The sequence below is a fragment of the Runella sp. MFBS21 genome (assembly GCF_029433105.1).
GTDB lineage: Bacteria > Bacteroidota > Bacteroidia > Cytophagales > Spirosomataceae > Runella.
In genome coordinates this window covers 356,681-380,610 of record NZ_JARNTW010000002.1, presented here as the reverse complement: position 1 = coordinate 380,610, position 23,930 = coordinate 356,681, and the positions used below count along the sequence as shown (strand labels likewise).

Here is a 23,930-nt window from a genome sequence, read left to right as displayed (position 1 = left end):
GGTTTAGGGGTTCCCAAACAAAATTCAACTTAAAATTTATGGCAAAATCAACGGCGCTCTTTTATGATTTTTTCCAAACTCTACGTAGCCGTGGGTGGGAGTTGGGTTGGGAACAATACGAATTGTTTTTGCGAGGATTTATTTTATCAAAATTTGAAACCAAAGCAGAGTTATTGAATTTCTGTAAAACCGTCTGGCTAAGTCGGCCTAATCAGCGCGGAGAATTTGAGGAATTGTTTGAATACTATTATGCCAAAGTGCCCGCGCAATTTCTTCAATCCCAAATCTCAAAAGTTTCCGTAACCAACACCGATAGTTATATTCCAGAAGAAGCCTTCTCTTCACTACAGCACGTCGCTTCGCCACCTCCTGAATCCTCTACTCCTTCTCCAACACCTGCGCCATCTGCTGATTCGCCTCCCTCTGTAAATTTTGATACCGTCGAAGTGGCACTCAACATTGACAGCGGCCAAGGAGAAGGTTGGAAGGCGGAAACACCGCACACTTTTTCGGCGAAGGAAGTAAGTTTTATCTTTTCTGAACAAAAACACATTCCTTTTACGGTACGTAAAGCAGCACAAAATTGGCGTAAAATGCGCGTTCCGACCCAAAAACGCACCACCAATCGCCTAGATGTGCCGGCTTTGGTACAGCAAATAGCCCGCGAAGGCATCATCAACAAGCTTCCTTACCATCGTCAAAACGTGGGTACACAGCAAGTGATTTGGTTTTCTGACCACGGCGGGTCGATGTTGCCCTATGAAGTTTGGGAAAAACAATTGCTTGATATTGTGCGAACTACGCCCAATATTCAGCGTACGGAACAGTATTTTTTCCATGATTATCCCTCGCCCGAAGAAACCGATTTTAAATTTTTCACTAATCGCTCACACACAGAAGTCAAAACCTTATCGGCGATTTTGAAAAACTGTACCAAACAAACGGCGATTGTGTTTTTCAGCGACGCAGGAGCCGCCCGTCGCCGATTTGACACTGAGCGGCTGTCTGTTTTTTTGAATTTAATAAATACCATCAAAAATACCACACAGCGATTGGTATGGCTCAATCCCGTCAAAAACACCACTGGAACAGCCGCCGATTATCTGGCTTTTTTGCTACGGGTACATTATCCTAGCAACGACGAACTCAAACGCCTGATTTTGGAACTATGAATCATCTCGCTGCCCTTATTGCCCTCCTCCCCGACCCTACCGACCGCAGCCGTTTGGAGGCTTTTGTGCGCGATTTTCCTACCCCCGATTATCTTTGGTTGGCGCGTTGCGCGGCCTTTCCGGTAGCACTTACCACTGATTTAGCCTATAAAATTTGGCTCAATTTCTGTCAAAACAATCCCACTCCCGATACCTCTCCTCCTATCAATGCCGTTGGCGATTTGCTATTATCGCCGCTTTGTCGCGAAATCGGCTATGATTTGTACGAAATATATCCTTCACTTCGAGCTGCTTTATGGCAAAGTTTGCCGCCTGATACGGTGGCAGCACTTGCTGAGTTTACGCTTCGTTATTTGGATTTTTGCCGCGACAAAATCCCTTCTGAAGCACTGGCCGTAGCCCTCAAAATCGGGGCTGAACTTATTTCATCGCCCCAAAAAGTAGCGCATTTGCTACAACAACTCCTCACCACTCGCCAACACGAAGCAGGTAGCAAAGTGCTGAGGGATTACATTGTGAGTTGGGTAAAAAACCGAAATCAATGGGCACAGCAATCCGAAAGCACAATTCCTAAAAATGAGTCGTTGTCGGCGCTGGTTCAACTTGGCGAAAGCCTCCAACAATACCAAAAAGGCCAAATTTCCGAAGCTCAAAATACCCTTGCATCGATAGCTCATTTGTTACAAAATCCACGCGAAAGTGGCCTGAATGTCGCTATTCCAAAAGAGATTTTGGCTAATTTGGAAATAAACGCCACCACCGAGCAAAATCAAGGAGTGATTTATGCGATTTTGGTACGCATCAATAGCCGATTTTTTACAGAATCCTCTTCCCAAAGAGTTGCCTCTTTTCAAAACATAGATAACTGGACAAGGAGTTTACAAGAAAAATTTGGAGTTAATTCAATCCAAAAACTCATTAATGAACAAGCTACGAAAGATGCTATCCTGCAAACTTTACAGGATACAATTCAAAAAGCATCTGTCCAAGACATAGTAATTTGCGTAATAACCTCTGGTGGAAATACCCCTGACAAAATATTTGCTCATGACACTTCTTCTTTGGACGAGTCAAGTTACATTTCAGAAGCAGAATATAAATCTGCTCTGGCCTCTGCAAGTTCACAAAATCCTTTTGTAGTATCCATTTTAGATATTCCTACTACTGATACTGAGTGGCGTATTGTTAATAATGAAAAGCATATTACGATTGCAACTGCTTTGCAAAGCAATAGAACTATTCTCAATGGACTTTCATTTTATACGGAATCAATATGTAGTGTAATTAATGATTTTCCCATTATTACTTATCAAAGACTTATTCGTGAAGTTTTTAAAAGAATTCAAAATGACTCTCGCCTACCTTACCCAAAACTATCTGGAGATCAACACCTTGCTTTCCTAGACAATAGCAAGCAGTATGATGTTTATAGGCAAGAATTATTGTTTGATTGTGATTATATCAATGCTGTGACGGAAAAATTTGAAGCAGATGCACAAACCATTGCCGATGATTTTGGGGAGCAAATGAATTTAGAAAACTTCACAAAAACCCTTGAAAAATATGCCCTCCTACGCAACGCCCCTAAACTCAAAGTGGTGCGTGTTTCGTCGGGAATGAGCGTAAAACAAATTCCTATTTTCAAACAATCTTATCTCCGAACCCTCCTATATAACGTTGAAATAGAAGACATTAGCTTATTTACCAAACAAGACCGTTCGGGCTTGAAAGACAGCGTTCTGGTGGAAGAGGAATTTGAGCACAATCTTCACACCCTGCGAGATGCACACGTGATTGTGTTCATTCTGAATCAAGCCTTGGTCCTTGATTTTATGCGACATGGGGAGGTTTCGCAGCTTATTGCGTACTTGAACCGCTTTGAAAATCGAGTGGTATGCAGTGTACTGTGGGAAAACTGCAATTTTGAAGCAAGTTCTTTGCGTGATTATCCGATTTTTTCGAGGCGACAGCCTTTGTCTCAATCGCTTTTTCAGAAATATAATTTTGCGCCCGAAATCGAACGAGAAATTGAAGAACATTACCAAGATTGGCAACCTGCCCTCAACAAATGGATTAGGGATTTGGCGCAATTAGGCTTTGAAAATGAACTACAAAAACGCTTGCAAAAAGCCCAAGAATCGGGAGAATTGGATTTGAGCAGCCTCGGACTCGAAGCCCTGCCCCCGCAAGTGTGGGAACTTACTGATTTGAAAAGTATTGATTTGTACAATAACAAACTCACGGAATTGCCTGATAATCTAGCGCAATTTGAAAATCTAGAGAAGCTTTACGCTAGCAAAAACCCAATCACAGAACTTCCTTTTTTCCTTTCAACCCTCCAAAAATTACGACATCTCAAAATCGACGATGCCGAAATTGCGGCCCTGCCTCAGTGGATGTGGCGACACCCTGCCTTGGAATCTATTTCATTTGAAAACAACAAAATTGAAATCATTCCCTTCGCAGCTACGCAAACACCCCAATTGCGGTCTATTGATGTACGCCGCAATCCAATCCTCAATCTCCCGCCCGAATTGCACAAATGCACCAAAAACAAATTAGCATCGCATATAGACACGATTCGTACACAATATGAGCGTTCTATCCGCCCTTATCCGGAGCATTATCTTCTTTATTTATCAAAAAACGATTGGGAAAACCCAGCTACAATTTACATATCTTTACCATTTATTAGCTTTAGTTCTTATTTAGAAAGAGCGGATGAAATCTTCTTTTTTCCTTACAGTTTTTTCAAAAATCTTATTGTTCACATTTCCGAATCCTTGTTTTTGGATAAAGACATTCTTCCTACTTCCAAACTCTTTTTAGAATACCCAACAGGAACGGTGTTTTTCTTAAATTTTAGTAATTCAAACGCATTAGCGGAGCTACTGTATGCTCAAAAGCATTCGCCTATCATCTGCGTAGACGGAATACTCAACGACGCCACCGCACAACTCGCCACGGAGGCTTTTTATGGTCATTATGTATTAAACCAAAACATAGAAGTCGCATTTGAAGGCATGAAACGTATATTGGCAGACCATTCAGATATAAATTATTTGCTGTATAAATATTAGCGATTTTAGGGGTTCTGTTTGAAAAATGACCAAAAAACTACTATTTCGAGCATTCAAATTTGATAATCATGGCTAAACAAAATCGCAGCGGTATCGTTTATTCGACCAACCCTGACTTCCAATACAACGACGACTCAGAAGAAGAGGCAGCTACGCCCGCCCCCAATCAACAAGAATTGAAGGTCTGGCTTGAGCGCAAAGGCGGCGGTAAAGTAGTGACGGCCATCCGAGGCTGGACCGGCAAAACCGGAGATATGGAAGCCCTTGCCAAACAACTCAAAACCCTCTGTGGCACAGGAGGCACGGCCAAAGACCGCGAAATTTTGATTCAAGGAGATTTTAGGGACAAAATCCTAACTTGGCTTCTTGCCAAAGGTTATAAAGCCAAAAAAGCAGGAGGCTAATCCTTCTATTTTGCCCGCTCCCCTTCTATATTTACTCAAAATCACTCAAGCCATGGAACGAGAAATCAAACTTCGGATTATTTTAGAAAAACCAACGCCTGCTACCGATTTTGGGATTCAGGAGGGTAGTGGGCACAACTATGCGGTGCTTCAAAAACAAAAATCAACAGGCGAAGACCTGACGTTTGAAGCATCGGTACGCGTGAAGCCTTCGGCGGATGGTTCGCCCGTTTTTCTAGGTGCGGTGACTCAAGGTTCTCCCAAAGAACGTTTTGTTTATATCGACATTGGCCGAGCGGCGGGGCAACTCGATACCCTGTGGAGCCGTCGGCTAAAAATCCCTTTGAAAAGTATTACGTGGGAACTGATTCAGCAATTGGAAACTACGCAACAAGCAGCGTTGGAAGTACGCGTGCCAGGCGTTGGTAAAGACGGTGGCCCCAATTGCGGCGGCGCTAAAAACGTACTTTTTACTTGTCCACAATAGTACAGCAATTGTCCGTTTTTGGACATCTTCATTCTTCTTTATAGGCTTCAAAAGGCCAAATTGAGCCACTTTAGCGGCTGGCACAAGATTTGATTTGCATTATTATAACTAATCATTCTGAATCCCAATTTCAATGAAAAGAACTTTTCTAGGTGAGTTTGAAGAAATCGTTTTGTTAGTCGTTGCAGGCTGTTCCGAAGATGCCTACGGCGTCGTTATTTGGGAGCAGTTGCAGCAACAAACGGGGCGAAACATTACCATCAGTGCGGTACACGCTACGCTGTATCGACTGGAAGAAAAAGGGTTTTTGAGTTCCCAAATGGGAGGAGCCACGGCCGAACGCGGAGGCCGCCGCAAACGATTTTTTACCGTAACGGCCTTAGGAAGCCGCGCTTTACAGGAAATTCAAGTCCTGCGCGATCAGCTTTGGAAAGCCATTCCGCAGGGAAAGTTGCAGTTGATTGGTCAATAGTTTTACAGTTTAGAGTTTGGAGTTTACCGTTTACAGTTGGTTATGGCTATCCAAAAAAGACAATTTAAAACTCAAAACCGCCCCAATGCTCCTGTGGAGCCACCACGTTGGCCCGCTCGTTTGTTGGACTGGTTTGTAGCTCCGCACCTACGTGAAGATTTGCAGGGCGACTTGTACGAAATCTTTCAAAAGCGAGTCGAACAGGTGGGCATTGCCCGTGCCAAGTGGGAATATACGTGGGCAGTGCTGCATTACCTGACGCCCTTTTTCTTTAAAAGACAACCGAAACAATATCCTCAACCCTTTTTTCTCACTCCAGCCATGATACGCAATTATTTTAAAATCGCCTTCCGAAGCCTCGTTAAAAGTAAGGGGTATTCTTTTATCAATATCGCTGGTTTAGCGGCGGGAATGGCATGTAGCATTGTGTTGTTTTTGGTGATCAAACACGAAACCAGTTACGACCAAAACCACACCAACGGCAACCGCATTTATCGGGTTGAAACGGAAAATATAAAAGAAAAACATATTTATCCGGGTACATATACAGGCATGGTAAATGCCCTGCGCAATGACGTTCCCGAGGCAGAGTTGGTAGTGCCGCTGTTTAAAGTTTGGGGGAAGACCTTTTCTGTTCCTACTTCTGATAAACAGTTCAAAGAATCGGTTGTGTTTGCCAATAATGATTTGTTTCATTTGCTTGATTATCAGTGGGTAGGTGGCAGTGAACGCACCGCGCTGTCGCAACCCAACACCGTGGTGCTGAGTCGAGCGTATGCCGAAAAATACTTTGGTACAACCGACGTCATTGGCAAAACCCTGCAACTGGACGGCAAGCAAGACCTGCAAGTGGCGGGTGTGTTGGAAAACCCTCCCACGACCAGTAGTTTTCCATTCAATATGTTGGTTTCGTTTGCAACCATCAAAAATACTGACCCAGGCTTTGACCTTAATAAATGGAATGGCTGGGGGGATAATTTTCAGGTGTATGCGTTGTTGAAAAATGGCCTTCGCCCCGAGCAACTAACCCAACGATTTTCAAGGATCGTTTTGAAATACATAGGAAAAGAGGCATTGCCCGACAAGCGTTTTGTGCTTAATCCTTTGTCTGAACTGCATTATAGCAGTAATATGAGCGGCCGAACGGCTAATGTTGCCTTGCTAAAGACCTTGTCCTATATTGGTTTGTTTGTATTGTTGATTGCTTGTTTCAATTTTATCAACCTAACTACGGCTCAGGCGTTTAAGCGCGCCAAAGAAGTGGGTGTTCGTAAAGCAGTGGGGAGCAATCGTTTGTCACTGGTATATCAGTTTTTAACAGAAGCGGGGTTAATTACTTTTTGTGCGGCTCTGCTCTCCGTTTTGATTGCTCAGCTTTCTTTGCCGTTAGTGAATGATACGCTGTCGATTCCTCTTACTATTTTTGATTTGTTTACGTGGCAAATGGCGCTGTTTATTGTCGGTTTGGTGTTTATAACCGCTCTATTGTCAGGTATTTATCCCGCCTTTCGGTTGTCGGGTATGGCACCTATCTGGGCGCTAAAAAACAACCCTTTTGCGCAAGGTAAACCACTTTTTACCCTTCGTCAAGGCTTGGTGGTTGTTCAGTTTACGATCTCATTGATGTTGATTAGCAGTGCATTACTCATCAATCGCCAATTGGCTTTTTTCCAAAATGCCGACTTAGGGTTTAATAAATCGGCCATTGTGACGGTCGGATTACCAGATAATAGCTCTGCCAAGTTGCAGTTGTTGCGCAGTCGTCTTGCAGAGTCGCCGAAGATAAAGGAGGTTAATTTTTCCTTTAACAGTGCTTCGGCGGAAAGCAATTGGATGCAAAACATGGAATACCGACAAAGTGAAAAAGCCATTCCTATCAAAACTCAAATGAAAATGGCAGATGCGAATTTTCTTTCTACCTACAGTATTCAACTATTGGCGGGAGAAAACCTGCGCGACAGTGATACATCGTCAACATCTTTCAAAATCATTGCCAATGAGGTGTTCCTAAATCGAATGGGTATCAACCGACCCGCCGATGCCATTGGACAAAAGGTATATTATGGTGACGGCCAGGAGTTTGCTACGATAGTTGGCGTTATGAAAAATTTCCATGTCAATTCGTTACACCAAAAAATTGACCCAACGGTCTATCAAGTGATTCCCAACAATTTTTACCAAGCGGGAATCAAGTTGTCCAGTGATAAGCTCGAAACCATGCAGGCTGCCTTGGCTCATATTGAAAAAGCGTGGAAAGCGACCTACCCAAACCACGTTTTTGAGTACAAATTCCTAGATGAAACGCTGGCGCAAGCGTATGACGCTGAGACACGAACCGCAAAACTGATTGGCGTCTCTACTTTTTTAGCGGTTTTGATTGCTTGTTTTGGGCTGTTTGGTTTGGCTACTTTTACCGCCGAACAACGCACAAAAGAAATTGGCGTACGCAAGGTTTTGGGAGCTTCGGTGCTGAGTGTTTGGGGATTGTTGTCGAAAGAGTTTGTGTATTTGGTGCTTATTGCTTTTGTTATCGCTACCCCCGTTGCGTATTATTTTCTTCAAGATTGGTTGACCAAATACGAGTTTCGCACCGAATTGTCGTGGTGGATTTTTGCCTTGGCGGGCGTAGGGACTTTGACTGTTACATTGCTTACGGTTAGTTTTCAGAGTATCAAGGCCGCTTCGTTGAACCCCGTGAAAAGCCTTCGAAGTGAATGATACCTAAGCCAATCATCACATGACAAACCAAAAGGGTTCCCTTATTTTTTTCGTTTGGTCAAAGCTTTTTCGTTAAGTTTCCAGAGTTGAATACCAAAATAAGCCAATGAGCCTCTTGGCTGCACACTTCGACTCGCCAAAGCGCCAAAGTTGCTAAATCCAATATAAGCGGGGCCAAATCGTACGGAGAAGCCAATCGTGGGGTTGTCGTTTCCTTTAATCCAACTGATAGGAAGCGTAAACTCCACGTCTTCTCCTTCAAAACGAGGCGTAAGGCTAAACACTTCGGGCTGATAAAGGTACGAAGGGAGTTTGCCGCTATTGGCCGGTTTCATCCAAGTAGCATTCACAAAAAATGACTTTGCAAACTGCACATCTGCATCCATATTGAGCATACTAGGCAGGTGCGTTTCATAGCTGTATTCTTTCGGGTCTGATTTCCCAAAAGTAGTTTCGAGATTTTTAGAAGAATTATTACCAATATCAATAATGCGAGCCTGATTAACGGTCAATTTATTGACAGTCCCTGCATATACTTTTCCACCTTTAGGATAAGTAATCTTTCCTACGTCTGTAAGCGCCGCCCCAATTCGGATGATATAATTGGCGCGATATTGGGCATGGTCTTGGATTTGTCCCAACTCTAAAGTCGCACCTAAATCTACCGCTGCACCTGAGCCATAGGCAGAAGAAAACAAGCTTCCCAAACTGAAAGATTGGACAGGTTGGGTATAACCATATTCATAATTTACGTTCGACAAATCGAGCACATATTCTTCCTGATTGAGCGGACGTAATTGATAATTTGCGCTTTTTATATTCAAAAATACATTTCTCGCTCCCGACAGCCTTTTGAGCGTAGCTCCTACTTTCAGGCGAGCGATACCTTCTAGGCGCACGGGCATGGCTGCGAAAGTCACCCCTGTTTCAAAAAATGAATGTTGATTGACCACAAAATCCTTAAAACTGCCTGATTCGGGTTTGTTAAGGCCGTAATCGAGGCGGTCGGTATAGACTTGCGAAATCACCGACGGTACACCTGACCCTTGCACAAAACCCCGCATCCGGGTCTGAAATCCCACCACAAGCCAGTTGTTTCTTCCCAAACCTACATAACCCGAAGGCGTACGTAGCTCGGCAGAAAGATTAAGTTGTTCGCCTTCAATAAGCGACCCCGTCAACTTAGATTTCCCATACATATCTGCTTCGGTGTAAGGGTGCTTGAAAGGATGAAATAAAGCATCACTCCGAAAATATTTAAAGTAGCGATTGGTGACAGTGGCGTTGAAAGAAATCAAATTGAGGTGGTATCTATAACGTGTCCCAGCGATGGCCGAAGGATTGAAAGTAGCCCGATTGATACCCGCATAGTTGCTGCTATGTTGTCCGATAAACTGCTGTGCATATATTTGTTGGCTCAATATCGAAATTACCAAAAAGCCAATATTCCGAATAGATTTCATGAAAGTAAGTTCAGTGCTGTTTTAGAGAAAACGAAAATTATGCCAAAATTGAGCAAAACTTTTCTTTAAATGATGCCAAATAATAAATAGTGTTTTCTGATATGGACTTTCGTACCGAACTCAATCTTACTTCAAGCCCCCATTCTATTACGCGTTCAACGGCCCTTCTGACCATAGGTTCGTGTTTTGCGGATGTGATTGGGAGCCGTTTGTATCACAACAAACTTCCGGTGTTGGTCAACCCTTTTGGTACCATTTTCAATCCGATTTCAATAAGTAAACTTCTCAAACAAGCCTTCCAAAAACAAGTCCCTCAGGAGGAGTTATATCTTTTGCAACAAGAAAGCTGGTTTCATTACGATTTCCATTCGTCGATTTGGGCGAGTTCAAAAAACCAACTTCAAAATTTTACTCAGCAGCGCTTAAATGAAGTATATCAATGGCTTCAAAAAACAGACGTTCTTATTATTACGCTTGGTACCGCCTATGTTTATCGGCATTTGGAAACTGATCAAATTGTGGCCAACTGTCATAAAACGCCGGGTAAGTTTTTCAAAAAAGAACTCTTAAGTGTTGAAGCTTGTACCAACGAACTTACAGAAGTATTGGAGCAAATACGGGTTTTACGACCCAGTCTACGCGTCGTTTTGACCGTCAGCCCTGTACGACACACGCGCGATACGCTCCCGCTCAATGCCGTCAGCAAATCAGTACTTCGATTGGCGTGTCACTTTTTGAGCGAGGTGTTGTCTTATGTAGATTATTTTCCAGCTTACGAGCTATTGCTTGACGATTTACGAGATTATCGATTTTACAAATCCGACCTAATTCATCCATCTGACCTAGCCGAAACGTATATTTTCAATCAGTTTTCTGATGTTTATTTTTCCGAAGATTTAAAAAAATTTGTGCTCGAATGGCAGAAGATACAGCAAGCTTTGGCACATCGCCCGCTACAACCCAATACGAGTGCTCATCGTCAGTTTTTAGAAAAGCTTTTAGTAAAACTCACCTCACTCTCTTCTCAAATCGACGTACAAACAGAAATAGAAGAGGTAAAAAAACGATTGTACAATCTAACCCCTAATGACGAATCAATTTTCCCATAAACCCCTGCTGTTGTTCTTTATTTTGAAGCAAGATGCGATAATACATCAAAGCAGGAGCATTTAAAGGAGCCTTCCAATAAATAAGATTAGACGGGTATAAAAGAGCCTGATTTTCTTCACTTAGTAGCTGTCCTTCTTGATTGAATATTTGGAGAAGAGCCTTGTCATATTTCATTACTGAAGAATTTGTAACCTTAAAAATCACATAGCTATCGAATGGATTGGGATAGGTTAGTACCTCAGCTTGTGAAGCCCCTCCAATGATAGAAAATGAAAGTACCAAAGGTATCACAAAGGCTTCGTTGCCAGATAAATCGGTGGCTTGTAACCTCATTTCGTACTCTCCTGGTAGTAAAGACAAAAGCATCGACCACTGTAATTCATTGTTTACTCTCAAAAACTCCAAGTGTAACGACTGCCGCTCAAACACACACTGATTGCACTTCTGACGTATCTCTACCTGCACTTTGGCGGTATCTGTAGAAGAAAAAAGTGGGCGATTGTCGTGTAAAACAAAATGAAGTACACTGCCTTCTGCCATCTCAACGGCATTGGCAAAAGGACGTTTATTGGCTGTAATATCCAACAAAGGTCGAATAGCATCTCCAATGTTGGGAGGATAAATACTTTCGGCTCTTAATATTTCGGGGTCTAAGCTTAAAACATATGCATTGTTTTGCTCATTCAGTTCTTCAATTTGGTTTTTGCTATCAATCCAACATTCAAGTTTAGGGCTATTTTTTTCGTTTTTAATTTCCAAATATAAGGTATCTACGTTGGCCGTAGGAGTTAACACAAAATCATAAACATCTATTCCTTTGATAGTCAAAACGTATTTTTGAGGAATGTTTGGCTCGTGTTTTCCTACATTCGTCACCACTACTCCTACCCTCCAAGTAGCTGCCGCAGCCAAAGGCTGATTTGTGTTATTGCTTTCTACAAAAACCTTTTGCAATTGATAATCAGGCCTTTTAATCAAAAAAGCACTCACCGCAGGGTCGCCAAGTATCAACATTTCTTGTAGATTCACTATATCTACAAAACTAGGATTGTTTTCACTGATGCGTTGGGCCGCTTGCTTTAGTATTTTTCCTAGCGATTGTACATAAAAATCAGGATGCTGAAACTGTAATTTATAAAATATCTCCATGTATTTTTCAATCGCACTTAGGTCATTTTGATGCGACTGACCTACTACGGCTATAGCTCCTTTTTGAGGGGTAAAAAGCCAATCAATGGCTTGGGAAGAAGCATTCCGAAAAACATTGGTATAACTGCACCCATTGAAAAAAAGAATCGGATATTTCTGATTTTCGGTATAGCCCCGACTTTTATCGGAAATTTCTCCAATGTTAAAATCGGTATTATTGGCCGATGAATGTCCCAAAAAACTCATAAATCCCACTCCTTCATTTACATCTTGCACCATTGGCGCCGCTTCTATGTACTCAAGTTGCTGTTTTGATAACACTCTTACGTGCGCACCTACATACGAACTCTCAGCGATACCTTGCAGGGTTCTGAGTTTAGCTTTTAGACGGCCTATCTCATAGCTATTGCTTCCCCCTGAAAGGTGGAGTATTTTTTTGCGCCAAAGTTCAAAAGGTGCTTGTTCATAATATTTTAATTTTTGTAGATAGTCATTCAATTGCTCATTGGTAGTAGCAGGGATACGGCCTGTCAAAAAAGCAGGGACTTCGGTCGCTGCGTCGCCAAGCCCACTAGTGAGTAATTGGTCAGAAGCAGGATAACCTACTGTGGGTACCAGGTCTAATTGGTCGAGGCGAGACCTCACATCAAAGGCTGAATAAGCCTTGCCTAGTAGTAGCAAATAAGGCTCTGCTCCAGAAAATTGTAACACAAAATCGGCCATTCGTCTAATCGCCAATGGGCTATGTTCCCCAAAATTGAATTGATTATATAAATCGTAAATATTGAGCAACAATGTTTTGTAACCTCCTCCTTCTTTACTTTTTCGGTAAGCTTCATAAGCATTTGCGGCTTGCTTGAGCCGAGGATGATATACCATTATGTAATCAGCATTCTTTGCCTTTATTTCCTCAAACTTAACAGGCGTTAATGCTCCAACACTCAGGATTTTATCAGTCATCAGAAGCCTACGTGGGAGTTGGGTACTAGGTATCAATGCACTCCAACCACTTCCATACGATTGGTAGGGGATTTGGCGAGGGTTATTCTCGTCGGTTATGTCATAAAAAGCCCTTATTTGCTGACTATTGCCTTCTCCTATCACCCAAGATGTATCGGTTGGATTGGGACGAGTATGAAATATCTTTTCTTGCCCATTGTATATCCATTTTTGGGGATAAGTAATTTCCAACAAACTCAGCGAATAAGCATCTGCTTTATTGGAAGATGTGGAATGGGTCGTAAAATTGAGTTCTTTTACTGTCCCCCATATGGACAAAGCAAACTTTTTTTGCTGATGCTCAAAACCAGTCAGAGAAAAAGTATCTACCGCTGATTGTTGTACTTCATTGGTTATCCCGACCGTAAGTTGTCGCGCTAAGAAGCTCCGACCATTGAGGATAAAATCAACGGTGATTTTTTGATCGAGCGCAGGAACAAAGTCAGATAATTCAAAACGTTGAACATAGGTAGTATCACTTTTTCGGCGTACTCCCGTCATTCCTTCTCCTTTGTCTAAGCTACTCAATTGATAAGTAGGCACCGGCCCGGTAAAAGTGTTGAATGAAAATTCGTCAGTATACAAAAAACGCTCCCTAGCCCGATGATAAGGTTCTGGTTTATGAGCATGATTAGGATTGAAGGAAGTCTGTTTTATCTTTTTACCTATTTCATTACCCACCGTCAAAAAATAATAAGTCGTATCCGAAAAAAGGCTGTAGTACGGATGAGGCATAGCGCTAGGAGGCGAGTATAAGAGAGAGTCTGAAGTTCCGTCTCGTTTTTTTGCATAAAACTCTAAGAAATCACCTTCTTTCAAAAGACCCTGTGTTGTTTTATAAAGTGCAATTTCTTGACCATGATGAAACACTTGAAGGTATTTGGCTTGTAGGGTGTCCAATGGCAATCCTGATTCTAAAAGCACCTTATAATCAAGGTGATAAATACCATTTTGGGCAATGGGAAATTTAAAATAAGGCTGCTGAAAACGAATCCATTCATTACCATATCGTAATGTTTGAGCGTGTATTGCTCCTCTTTCCCCCAAACTTGCAAAGAGGATATAAAACAATAGTAGATGTTTTGGCATAGAAAGATTATTTGTGTTGGCTCATTACTAAAAGCTTCTTTTCTTTACGATACCCCGACTCAATTTTGTCTTTCCCGATACAGTCAGCAGAAGATTGACAATAATTCAAATCGGTATTTTGACGATATATCAAACCCACATAGGGAGCAAACACCGCAAATTTTCGGCGAAGTGATAATAAAGATGCTTCATCATCTAATTGTACCATTATACAATGTTCGTAGTTTTTGGCACTAACTTGATAAGAGGTTTTTAGCATATTGTATTGAGCACGAGGAGGCTGGGAAGTCCATAGCTCATAAGGCCATTCAAGTTTCGCTTGTATGGGAAATACTAATTCCTGAAACACATTTTCGGTAGTCTGCCGTAAAAGTTTATCTGGATACCATTTCAGCAACTCATATCCCACGGTTTGCCAAGGTTGGCTGCTATCTTTTCGCTCGGCTATCTGGATTTCAATGAGCTGATAGGTTTCTTTTTCAGATAAAGCTATGGTAGTTTCTTTCTGCTGAAAATGGCGAATTTTGGGCGCTTCGTTCACTGCATAATAAGCCTCCTCTATTTCATAAATGCGGTACTGTCCTACCTGATAGTTTACATAGTCTTGCGGTCTAAACATCTCCACCGTAGGCGAATGGCACGCTATCACTCCCACCACCAATAGTCCTAGGGTGCTATACTTTTTCCAGCAATTTTTCATGCAAAAGTGCTTTAAGTAGTTCATAAATATCATTTTCACAGATAGCTTCATCTGTATCATATTCTGCCAAAACACCCGATTTTAATTCGGCAATAGTCATCGGTTTTTGTTGAAGCATTTTCCAAATAAATGTCCCCACTTCATCTAAAGTATAATAGATACCTCTTTCATAATCAAGGATTACGGTTTCGTTTTCTAGGGTCGACGATACCTGCTGGGCAGAGAGCCGAAAGACTTGTGTTAAGTTTATTTTCATACTAAATGCATTGAAAACCAGATTTTCAGAATTAGATCTATCATTCATTAGACGACTTCGTTTGATGTTGGTATCAAAAAGCTTCTCTTTTTCTGTAAATTGTTTGACCTTCCTTCGTATTTTGAAGAAGAAAATAAGACCTAATCTCAACTTTCTTTTCGGTTTCGGTGTTTGTTGTATGCATAATATCTCTACGCATGAACGAAGAAAAGAAAAGCGGTAAAATTTTTGACCTTCCTACCTTACGCCGTCTGTACACTTTTGTTAGGCCTTATCAAAAGCAATTTTATGCCCTTGTAACTATCATTTTGATAAGTGCGACATTGTCTCCTCTCAGTCCTCTTTTGATTCGCTATACGATAGATAATGAGATTGCAGCAGGCGATTACAATGGCTTGGCTATTATGCTACTTTGGATGATTCTGGTATTGTTTCTACAAGCCATTTTTCAATTTATTAATACCTATCTGGCAGGGTGGTTGGGTCAAAATATAATTAGAGATATCAGAGTTCAGCTCTACGAAAAAATCCTCAATCTTCGCCTCAAATTCTTTGACAACACCCCCATTGGTCGGCTCGTCACCCGTACAGTTTCGGATGTAGAAACACTATCGGACGTATTCAGCGATGGTATGGCTGCCGTAGCGGGAGATATTTTACAATTGATATTGATTATTGGGGTGATGTTTTATACCGATTGGCGACTTTCTTTGATAAGTCTGGCAACGGTACCCTTTATGTTGATAAGCACTTATATTTTTAAAGAAAAAATCAAAGATTCTTTCAACGAAGTCCGAACGGCTGTCTCTAACCTTAATTCTTTTGTTCAAGAACACATCACCGGCATGAATATCGTGCAGATATTTAGTGCCGAAAAAATAGAATACCAGAAGTTTAAACAAATCAACGGTGTCCATAGAGACGCCAACATCCGTTCTATTTGGTACTATTCGGTATATTATCCAGTAGCCGATGTTATCGCTGCTGCCGCTACAGGGCTGATTGTGTGGTATGGTGCTCGCCAAGTTATTCAATACGATGTCACTTTCGGTACTATCACGGCTTTTATTATTTTTATCAACCTGTTTTTCAGGCCGATACGAATGCTAGCCGATCGCTTCAATACCCTCCAAATGGGCATCGTAAGTACCGACCGCATCCTTAAGCTCCTCGATAGCGACGACTATACTGTCAACAACGGCACTTATGTTTCAGAACATCTAAAAGGAGATGTCTCTTTCAAAAACGTGTGGTTTGCTTACAACGATGATAATTACGTATTGAAAGATATTTCTTTTGAGGTAAAATCGGGAGAAACTATTGCGTTTGTGGGTGCCACTGGTGCCGGAAAATCATCGGTTATTAATCTCCTAAGTCGTTTTTATGACATTAATAAAGGCGAGATTTTGGTAGATGGCGTCGAAATCCACAACTATGAGCTAGGCGCGTTGAGGAAACAAATTGGGGTAGTTTTACAAGACGTTTTTTTGTTTTCGGATACGATTCACAACAATATTACCTTAGGTGATACGAGCATTAGTCGCGCTCGTATCATTGAAGCGGCGCAACTCGTAGGTGCGCATGAATTTATCGAAAAACTTCCCGGAGGATACGATTACAATGTAATGGAGCGCGGTGCTACACTTTCAGTAGGGCAACGTCAGTTGATTTCGTTTGTAAGAGCATTGGTACATGACCCCAAAATCATCGTTTTGGACGAAGCTACTTCGTCGGTAGATACCGAAACCGAAGAACTCATCCAAAATGCTATCCTAAAACTCATGAAAGGCCGCACGGCAATGGTGATTGCCCACCGCTTAAGTACTATTCAGAAAGCTGACCAGATTGTGGTACTAGACAAAGGGGAGATCCAAGAAAAAGGCACTCACGAGCAATTGCTAAGCCACGAAGGTTTTTATGCCAATCTCTACCGAATGCAGTATAAGGAAGTAGTGAACTAAAAAGAGAGGTTAACAACAAAAACATTCAGAGAAACTAAAACTCAGTCTAGCGGATAGATTGAGCTCGTTTTATCCTCCATTGTTGTTATAAATATTAATCCTCTATCTTTGCAATGTAAATATAACAACTATGGCAACCGCAATTAAAAACATACCCGTATTGAAAAAAGAAGCGGCATCTACTTTTAATGAGAAGATTGAAAAAAATATTGCCAATAGAGCAAGTGTAGACTTTTCAAAAAAAGTATCTATTTCTAATAAAATACTTGCTAAGGCTAAGTCATAAAATCTGCTCAAGGTGGGATTCCTATTAGAAAAATGCACCTTTAAGCCCTACAACCAAGAGATTTTAGATTCTTGTGAGCCTTTTGACTGTGGCAACTCCGATTTAAACGGATTTTTCTCCAAAGATGTAATCAAATACACATCTGAATTATTGGGTAAGAGCTATTGCTTCACTCTAGATGAAAACCCAAAAGTAATAGTATGCGCCTTTACGATTTCTAATGACAGTATCAAAGTCCAGACACTGCCAAATTCTCGAAAAAAGAAAGTAACAAAACGTATACCACGTGAAAAAGAGACAAGAAGCTACCCTTCTGTGTTGATTGGAAGACTTGGGGTCAACAAAAATTTTGGAAGATTGGGAGTAGGCTCCGACTTAATGGATTTCATAAAATCTTGGTTTGTTCATCCAGGAAATAAAACAGGTTGTCGGTTTATCGTTGTTGACTCCTATAATACACCCAAACCACTTCTTTATTATACAAATAATGGTTTCGAGCCTTTATTTAGTACCGAGGAACAAGAAAAAGAAGCAATGAATTTACCATTGGATAAACCATTAAAAACTAGACTACTATATTTTGACTTAATCTTACTTAAGATTGAGGAACAAGAAGAATAATTCCCTGATATTTTTAAAAAAACTCTGGCGACGCCACAAGCGTCGCCAGAGTTAGGCATTTTATTGATTAATATTCGTGTGGCAAAGGCTGATTGACCTGCTCGTGCCAAGGCAATCCGTGCTGATTGAGTAAGTCCATAAAAGGATCAGGATTAAGCTCTTCGCAGTTCCAAACCCCCGCTTTCATCCACTCAGGATGGGTGAGCATGAGCATTGCCCCAATCATCGCTGGCACGCCCGTAGTATAACTTACGGCTTGCGCCCTTACTTCTTTCCAGCATTCGGCGTGGTCGCAGTTGTTCCATACATAATAAGTCGCCTCTGCTCCGTCTTTGACGCCTTTGATCTGACAACCGATCGAAGTCTGCCCCGTGTAGTTTTCGCCGAGCGAATCTGGCGGAGGCAATACCGCCTTCAAAAACTCCAACGGAACAATATCTATACCCTGAAACTTGATAGGAGCGATACTCGTCATTCCTACGTTTTGGAGTACTTCTAAGTGTGTCAGATATTGCTGCCCGAAAGTCATCCAAAAACGCGCGCGTTTGAGCGTTGGAAAGTTTTTGACCAGCGACTCCAACTCTTCATGATATAACACATAGCTTTCTTTGGGGCCAATACCCGGATAGTCAATCGGCTTATGAATACTCATGGCAGGAATCTCCACCCAAGCACCATTTTCCCAATAACGACCCGGCTGTGTGATTTCACGAATGTTGATTTCGGGGTTGAAGTTGGTCGCAAACGCCTTGCCATGATTTCCGGCATTACAATCGATAATATCAAGATAGTGCATTTCATCGAAGTAATGCTTGTTGGCATAAGCTGTAAACACCTGTGTTACGCCTGGGTCAAATCCACAGCCCAAAAGCGCCATGAGTCCCGCTTGTTCAAAACGCTCTTTGTAAGCCCATTGCCAGCTATATTCAAATTTGGCTACGTCTTTTGGCTCGTAGTTTGCAGTATCCAAATAGTGTACACCCGTTTCCAAACATGCGTCCATAATGGTCAAATCTTGGTAGGGCAAAGCCACATTGATGACCATTTTGGGTTGAAAAGATTGAATAAGTGCAACCAATTCGGGTACGACATCAGCATCTACCGCTGCCGTCTGAATCTCCACCCCGTGCATTGCCTGAATATCAAGGGCAATTTTATCGCATTTAGATTTGGTGCGGCTAGCCAGCATGATTTCAGTAAATACATGCGAGTTCATGGCGCATTTGTGTGCCACTACGCCCCCTACTCCTCCAGCTCCAATGATTAGGACTTTTGACATCTCTTCCTTTATTTGTGATTTTGTGGTTCGGTGATGATTAATTTTAGGTCACTCAAAAATTAGTGGGCAAAGATACGATTCGTGCTAGTTTTTTGTGTTATTTGAGGATAGATTTTGTAAAGAGCCAACCAAGGCTTTCCAAGTTTTGGCTGCTATTTATAACTTAAAACTTGGAAAGCCTCTTATCATCGACCTACTTCACTTATGGATATTTTACTGCTTATTTTGGGAATTGCAGGCTTGCTTGTAGGACTAGCAGGAGCAGTGCTCCCCCTTCCTGGCCCGCCTTTGAGTTTTGTGGGATTGTTGTGTTTGCATTTTAGTAAATACGCCGAGTTTAGTCAGTTTACACTTTACACCTTAGGAATCGTCACCCTCATTATCAGTGTATTGGATTATTATGTGCCGATTTGGGGAGTCAAAAAATTTGGTGGCACCAACTACGGCGCATGGGGCTCAACGGTCGGATTATTGATAGGTTTCTTTTTTGTCCCCGCTATTGGGATATTTTTGGGAGCGTTTTTAGGTGCCCTCATTGGCGAACTCATCGGTGGTATGGCTGCCGACAAAGCCCTCAAAGCAGCTTTTGGTTCTTTTTTAGGTTTTTTGGGCGGAATTACCATGAAAGTCATCTTGTGTTTAGTGATGATAGGCTATGCCATTGCCGCCTTTCTTTAAAGCACAGTAACTATTTAGCCCTAGGCAATAAGCTGTAAGCAATAAGCATTTTTTGCGAGGTTTTTATCATGGAGTATGCAAATATTGCTTATGGCTTATGGCCTAAAGCATATAGCTATGTATTCACAAAACCAAATTTTATTTTATTCTATTTTTTAAAGTTTCTCATAGGGGTTTCGATGAGTTAGGGTGTCTTATTCTCAAACCGCCAAGAATTCAAATAAAACAACACTTTCAATGTACTTAATTCCCTGATGTTGGGTCTGTGACAAAGGCGACCTTTATTCAATAGTATCCAACATCAGTTTTTTATTCATCAAACATTTTATCACTAAATACCTACGCGAAGGCTCACACCTCCGACACAGTATTTTTTTGTCAAAAAACAGCCATGCAAAACAATCGTATATCCATGAAAACCTCTGCCAAATACTGGTTCCTTTTTCTTGTTTCTGTATTTTTCTTATTTCAATCGGCCCATGCACAAACACTCACCCAAACCATTCGTGGGGTAGTGGTTGATAAAAATTTACAAATACCTATCGTTGGTGCTTCTGTCATTTTGGTAGGTTCGCTACCACTCAAAGGCACTATCACCGATACTGAAGGCACTTTCCAATTTTCGCAAGTAGCTATCGGCCGCCAAACTATCAAAATTACTTATATGGGCTATAAAGAGTTGACCCTGAGCAACGTAGTAGTTAATGCAGGCAAAGAACTCATTATCAATGCAGGGATGGAAGAAGACATTACACAGCTTTCTGAAATTACTATCAAACCCACCGTCGAAAAAGACAAACCCCTCAATGATATGGCAGCGGTAAGTGCGCGTACTTTTTCGGTAGAAGAAACCCAACGCTACGCGGCGGCTATCAACGACCCCGCCCGTATGGCAACCGCCTTTGCAGGAGTGATTTCGGGCGACGACGGTGGCAACAATATCGTTATTCGGGGAAATGCGCCGAGTGGGTTGCTTTGGCGTATGGAAGGTATTGATATTCCAAATCCTAACCATTTTTCGAGCTTGGGGGCAGCAGGCGGAGGTGTCTCTATTTTGAGTGCCCAAGTACTATCCAATTCCGACTTTATGACGGGTGCTTTTCCGGCAGAATATGGCAATGCCTTATCGGGAGTATTTGACCTCAAACTTCGCAAAGGCAACAATCAAAAACGCGAATATACCTTTCAAGCCGGACTGTTGGGGCTAGATGTAGCTGCAGAGGGCCCTTTCTTCAAAAATTATAAAGGCTCCTATCTCATCAATTATCGCTATTCTACCCTCGATTTACTGGGGCGTATAGGCGTACCCGTAGGAGATGCCGCACAGCGTTTTCAGGATATTTCTTACAATATCTCATTGCCTACCCAAAAATGGGGCAAATTCACTTTGTTTGGCTTTGGAGGCCTAAGCAGCACGCTCTGGGAAGGAAAAGCCGACTCTACACTTTGGCAGACAGAAGGCGGCAAACGTTTTGACGAAAACTTTAAATCCAATACAGGGGCATGGGGAATGACCCACGCTATCAATCTCGGCCCCAAAGCTTTCTTGAAAACGGTAGCTCTGTACTCGGCCTACGATAATGGTTTTCGTCAGCATCGATTCAACAACGATTATATCTCCGAACTTCGCTACAACGAAAATTATTCTCTTCGCAAAATGGCCATTTCGAGTACCATCAACTACAAAGTAAACACTCGAATGGCGCTTCGGGCGGGAGCGATTTGGACGCATCACTCTTATGATTTGTTTAAAGAAGCTTGGGAAAGCGACACCCAAAAATTAGAACGCTTCATTCAATCAAAAGGCCAAACCACTACTATTCAGGCTTTTGTGCAGGCCAATTATAAATTATCTGAAAAACTAACGGCCAATCTAGGCGTTCATACCCTAGCCCTTTTGCTCAACCAAAGCCGCTCTCTAGAGCCACGAGCTTCGCTCAAATGGGACTTAGCGGCTGGTCAATCTATCGCATTTGGGTATGGAATACACAGCAAAATGCACCCAATTGGACTGTATTTTTATTCCAATGGCAATCCCGAAACGGGCGTCAATTATCCTAATCGTAACATTGATTTCACCAAAGCGCAGCACTTTGTTCTTTCTTACGACCGCCTCCTCAATGAATACACGCGTATCAAAGTAGAGACCTACTATCAGTCGCTGTATGGAGTACCGGTCAGTGCCGATGCCCGCAATTCTTTTTCTTTACTCAATTCGATGGATGCCTTCGAAACCAAATCCCTGACCAACAAAGGCAAAGGGCGTAACTACGGATTGGAGTTTACGTTGGAGCGTTTCCTGCAAAACAACTTTTATTATCTCTTCAGTGGCTCAATCTTCCGCTCGCAGTACAGCGGCTCAGACAACATATGGCGCAGTACGCGTTTTGACGTAGGTTCGGCGGCCAATTTCCTCATCGGTAAAGAGTGGCTCGTAGGTCGCCAGAAAAACAATGTACTCGGTATCAACGGCAAACTGACTTATATCGGTGGTTTTAGGGATACGCCTATTGATTTAGCGGCTTCGCGTCAAAAAGGTCAAACCGTGTACCTCGAAAACCAAATGTACGAAGAGACTTTGAACGCCTATTTCCGCTCAGACATACGGATAAGTTGGAAACGCAACAAAAACGGCTTTACGGGTACGTTATCGCTTGATATTCAAAATGTAACCAATCGAGAAAATATCTTTGGACGGTACTACGATGACAACATCAAAGATATTCGCACCGCTTATCAATTACCCCTTATTCCGGTACTCAATTACCGCATCGAATTCTAATTTTTTTGCTTCCTATACCTTCTAAGTCAGCTCCATACAGGGCTGATTTTTTTGTTTTCATCCTTTCTTCTCAAAAATCAAATGGCATTTGCTGTCGCGTAGGGGTAAAAATTAATTATACATTTGCATTGCTATGGAAACATAATAATAATAATATATCAACCTTTGATCTACATAACTTCTACTTATCCCTCAAATGACAATAAAAGAAGCGATTTTAAAAAGTTTAGACGACTTAAATAAGCTGGCAAATTCAATTGAAATTTGTACGCATATTCTTGAAAACAGCTATTATGAATTTGCCGGAAAAACGCCCGCCGCTACGATTTCGGCCCAGTTAGGTGACTTTATCCGCAACGAAGACACTAGGGTAAAACGTATTAAACAGCCTAACGGTACCTACTATTATTACTTGACAAAAAACGAACAAAACATTGGGATTGACATTTTGAGTGGTGATACCGAAGTATCCACCACAAAGCCCACCAAAGTCAATAAATTAGAGACCTACGAAGAACGAGATTTACATAAACTTCTGAGTAGTTATCTCAAAAATACGGATACTTATTCAAAGACTATCTTTCACGAACAATCAAACGGAAAAGACAGTAATCAGATTTGGACGCATCCCGATATGGTCGGGATTAAGTTCTTGAATTTGCAGACGAAAGCAAGTCAAAATCTTTTAAAATCTATCAATCGAGTCGATACTTTTAAGCTCAGTTCTTATGAGCTTAAAAGAGAAATTAATAGCGATAGCGAACTGAAGAAGGCATTTTTTCAAGCAGTTTCAAATTCGAGTTGGGCAAATTACGGCTATTTAGTAGCATTTGAATTTCGCGACAGTCTAAATGAAGAAATGGCACGACTTAATCAGTCGTTTGGAATTGGGATTATTAAACTAAACGCCAACCCTTATCAAAGTAAAGTCCTTTATCCTTCTGTTTTTCGGGAGTTGGACTTTAAGACAATCGACAAACTTTGTAAGATAAACAAAGCCTTTGAAAGGTTTATCGAACAAACCGAGAAGCTAATGACTGCTAATGAAAAATACGTGGCAGGAGCAGAAAAAGAATTGGAAGAATTTTGTGACGGCTACTTCAAAAATGACACAGAAGTTGACAATTATTGCCGCGAAAAACATATTCCCACCAACGAAGAATGACCTCCGCCGCTTTTCCCTATCCTTTATACTACTAACCCCTTTGCGGTGAATAGCCATCA

General features: G+C 41.7%; 18 protein-coding genes. 13 read left to right on the top strand and 5 right to left on the bottom strand.

Annotated features, from left to right (window positions below; all coding sequences use genetic code 11):
• The first annotated feature begins 38 nt into the window (after positions 1-38).
• The 6 genes from P1X15_RS05820 (at position 39) to P1X15_RS05795 (ending at position 8,333) form a co-directional block, all read left to right on the top strand.
• Complete coding sequence (locus tag P1X15_RS05820; protein ID WP_277337205.1) at positions 39-1,172, top strand: hypothetical protein; 1,134 nt, start codon at positions 39-41, stop codon at positions 1,170-1,172.
• Positions 1,169-4,252: a leucine-rich repeat domain-containing protein gene (locus tag P1X15_RS05815; protein ID WP_277337204.1), complete on the top strand. Its 3,084-nt coding sequence runs from the start codon at positions 1,169-1,171 to the stop codon at positions 4,250-4,252. The genes P1X15_RS05820 and P1X15_RS05815 overlap by 4 nt, the downstream gene beginning before the upstream one ends.
• Positions 4,253-4,320: 68 nt before the next feature.
• Complete coding sequence (locus P1X15_RS05810; protein WP_277337203.1) at positions 4,321-4,656, top strand: translation initiation factor; 336 nt, start codon at positions 4,321-4,323, stop codon at positions 4,654-4,656.
• A gap of 52 nt (positions 4,657-4,708) precedes the next feature.
• Positions 4,709-5,143, top strand: coding sequence for a DUF5990 family protein (locus P1X15_RS05805; RefSeq protein WP_277337202.1), 435 nt, complete (start codon positions 4,709-4,711; stop codon positions 5,141-5,143).
• A gap of 133 nt (positions 5,144-5,276) precedes the next feature.
• Positions 5,277-5,615, top strand: a complete 339-nt coding sequence (locus P1X15_RS05800; protein WP_122933608.1) for a PadR family transcriptional regulator — start codon at positions 5,277-5,279, stop codon at positions 5,613-5,615.
• Positions 5,616-5,657: 42 nt separating this feature from the next.
• Entirely contained in the window at positions 5,658-8,333 is a 2,676-nt protein-coding gene (locus P1X15_RS05795) for an ABC transporter permease (protein ID WP_277337201.1), read from the top strand.
• 41 nt (positions 8,334-8,374) lie between these two features.
• Here the strand turns inward: P1X15_RS05795 and P1X15_RS05790 are convergent, their stop codons facing one another.
• Positions 8,375-9,796, bottom strand: coding sequence for a DUF5723 family protein (locus P1X15_RS05790; protein ID WP_277337200.1), 1,422 nt, complete (start codon positions 9,794-9,796; stop codon positions 8,375-8,377).
• A gap of 101 nt (positions 9,797-9,897) precedes the next feature.
• Between P1X15_RS05790 and P1X15_RS05785 the strand changes: the two genes are divergently transcribed.
• Positions 9,898-10,905 carry a GSCFA domain-containing protein gene (locus tag P1X15_RS05785; RefSeq protein ID WP_277337199.1) on the top strand — a complete coding sequence of 336 codons (1,008 nt, stop codon included), beginning with the start codon at positions 9,898-9,900 and terminating at the stop codon, positions 10,903-10,905.
• On the opposite strand, the gene P1X15_RS05780 is transcribed toward P1X15_RS05785, so the two are convergent.
• The 3 genes from P1X15_RS05780 to P1X15_RS05770 are packed head-to-tail and all read right to left on the bottom strand — an operon-like array spanning position 10,880 to position 15,099.
• On the bottom strand, positions 10,880-14,143 hold the full coding sequence (locus P1X15_RS05780; RefSeq protein WP_277337198.1) for a C25 family cysteine peptidase: 3,264 nt from the start codon (positions 14,141-14,143) through the stop codon (positions 10,880-10,882). The two genes, P1X15_RS05785 and P1X15_RS05780, sit on opposite strands and share 26 nt — an antisense overlap.
• Positions 14,144-14,150: 7 nt before the next feature.
• On the bottom strand, positions 14,151-14,843 hold the full coding sequence (locus P1X15_RS05775) for a hypothetical protein (RefSeq protein ID WP_277337197.1): 693 nt from the start codon (positions 14,841-14,843) through the stop codon (positions 14,151-14,153).
• Positions 14,818-15,099, bottom strand: a complete 282-nt coding sequence (locus P1X15_RS05770) for a PqqD family protein (protein ID WP_277337196.1) — start codon at positions 15,097-15,099, stop codon at positions 14,818-14,820. Before P1X15_RS05770 ends, P1X15_RS05775 begins: the two co-directional genes overlap by 26 nt.
• 197 nt (positions 15,100-15,296) lie before the next feature.
• Here P1X15_RS05770 and P1X15_RS05765 point away from each other — a divergent pair, with 197 nt between their 5' ends.
• From P1X15_RS05765 to P1X15_RS05755, 3 genes are all read left to right on the top strand, one after another.
• A complete protein-coding gene (locus tag P1X15_RS05765) occupies positions 15,297-17,060 on the top strand; it encodes an ABC transporter ATP-binding protein (RefSeq protein ID WP_277337195.1) in 1,764 nt (587 codons plus the stop codon).
• 130 nt (positions 17,061-17,190) lie between these two features.
• Complete coding sequence (locus tag P1X15_RS05760; protein WP_277337194.1) at positions 17,191-17,346, top strand: hypothetical protein; 156 nt, start codon at positions 17,191-17,193, stop codon at positions 17,344-17,346.
• Between the two features lie 12 nt (positions 17,347-17,358).
• Entirely contained in the window at positions 17,359-17,967 is a 609-nt protein-coding gene (locus P1X15_RS05755) for an N-acetyltransferase (RefSeq protein ID WP_277337193.1), read from the top strand.
• Positions 17,968-18,034: 67 nt separating this feature from the next.
• Here P1X15_RS05755 and P1X15_RS05750 read toward each other — a convergent pair whose 3' ends face one another.
• Positions 18,035-19,246 carry a saccharopine dehydrogenase family protein gene (locus tag P1X15_RS05750; RefSeq protein WP_277337192.1) on the bottom strand — a complete coding sequence of 404 codons (1,212 nt, stop codon included), beginning with the start codon at positions 19,244-19,246 and terminating at the stop codon, positions 18,035-18,037.
• Positions 19,247-19,450: 204 nt separating this feature from the next.
• On the opposite strand from P1X15_RS05750, the gene P1X15_RS05745 reads away from it, so the two are divergent.
• The 3 genes from P1X15_RS05745 (at position 19,451) to P1X15_RS05735 (ending at position 23,871) form a co-directional block, all read left to right on the top strand.
• Positions 19,451-19,924 carry a DUF456 domain-containing protein gene (locus P1X15_RS05745; protein ID WP_277337191.1) on the top strand — a complete coding sequence of 158 codons (474 nt, stop codon included), beginning with the start codon at positions 19,451-19,453 and terminating at the stop codon, positions 19,922-19,924.
• Positions 19,925-20,336: 412 nt separating this feature from the next.
• The gene (locus P1X15_RS05740; protein WP_277337190.1) at positions 20,337-22,706 is read left to right on the top strand and encodes a TonB-dependent receptor; all 2,370 of its coding nucleotides are present in this window, start codon (positions 20,337-20,339) and stop codon (positions 22,704-22,706) included.
• Positions 22,707-22,902: 196 nt separating this feature from the next.
• Positions 22,903-23,871, top strand: coding sequence for a hypothetical protein (locus tag P1X15_RS05735; RefSeq protein WP_277337189.1), 969 nt, complete (start codon positions 22,903-22,905; stop codon positions 23,869-23,871).
• Positions 23,872-23,930: the final 59 nt, after the last annotated feature.

Bases quoted from the DNA above. Each gene is read 5' to 3' on its own strand.
- P1X15_RS05820 (WP_277337205.1), top strand. From the start codon at position 39: ATGGCAAAATCAACGGCGCTCTTTTATGATTTTTTCCAAACTCTACGT.
- P1X15_RS05815 (WP_277337204.1), top strand. From the start codon at position 1,169: ATGAATCATCTCGCTGCCCTTATTGCCCTCCTCCCCGACCCTACCGAC.
- P1X15_RS05810 (WP_277337203.1), top strand. From the start codon at position 4,321: ATGGCTAAACAAAATCGCAGCGGTATCGTTTATTCGACCAACCCTGAC.
- P1X15_RS05805 (WP_277337202.1), top strand. From the start codon at position 4,709: ATGGAACGAGAAATCAAACTTCGGATTATTTTAGAAAAACCAACGCCT.
- P1X15_RS05800 (WP_122933608.1), top strand. From the start codon at position 5,277: ATGAAAAGAACTTTTCTAGGTGAGTTTGAAGAAATCGTTTTGTTAGTC.
- P1X15_RS05795 (WP_277337201.1), top strand. From the start codon at position 5,658: ATGGCTATCCAAAAAAGACAATTTAAAACTCAAAACCGCCCCAATGCT.
- P1X15_RS05790 (WP_277337200.1), bottom strand. From the start codon at position 9,796: ATGAAATCTATTCGGAATATTGGCTTTTTGGTAATTTCGATATTGAGC.
- P1X15_RS05785 (WP_277337199.1), top strand. From the start codon at position 9,898: ATGGACTTTCGTACCGAACTCAATCTTACTTCAAGCCCCCATTCTATT.
- P1X15_RS05780 (WP_277337198.1), bottom strand. From the start codon at position 14,143: ATGCCAAAACATCTACTATTGTTTTATATCCTCTTTGCAAGTTTGGGG.
- P1X15_RS05775 (WP_277337197.1), bottom strand. From the start codon at position 14,843: ATGAAAAATTGCTGGAAAAAGTATAGCACCCTAGGACTATTGGTGGTG.
- P1X15_RS05770 (WP_277337196.1), bottom strand. From the start codon at position 15,099: ATGAAAATAAACTTAACACAAGTCTTTCGGCTCTCTGCCCAGCAGGTA.
- P1X15_RS05765 (WP_277337195.1), top strand. From the start codon at position 15,297: ATGAACGAAGAAAAGAAAAGCGGTAAAATTTTTGACCTTCCTACCTTA.
- P1X15_RS05760 (WP_277337194.1), top strand. From the start codon at position 17,191: ATGGCAACCGCAATTAAAAACATACCCGTATTGAAAAAAGAAGCGGCA.
- P1X15_RS05750 (WP_277337192.1), bottom strand. From the start codon at position 19,246: ATGTCAAAAGTCCTAATCATTGGAGCTGGAGGAGTAGGGGGCGTAGTG.
- P1X15_RS05745 (WP_277337191.1), top strand. From the start codon at position 19,451: ATGGATATTTTACTGCTTATTTTGGGAATTGCAGGCTTGCTTGTAGGA.
- P1X15_RS05740 (WP_277337190.1), top strand. From the start codon at position 20,337: ATGAAAACCTCTGCCAAATACTGGTTCCTTTTTCTTGTTTCTGTATTT.
- P1X15_RS05735 (WP_277337189.1), top strand. From the start codon at position 22,903: ATGACAATAAAAGAAGCGATTTTAAAAAGTTTAGACGACTTAAATAAG.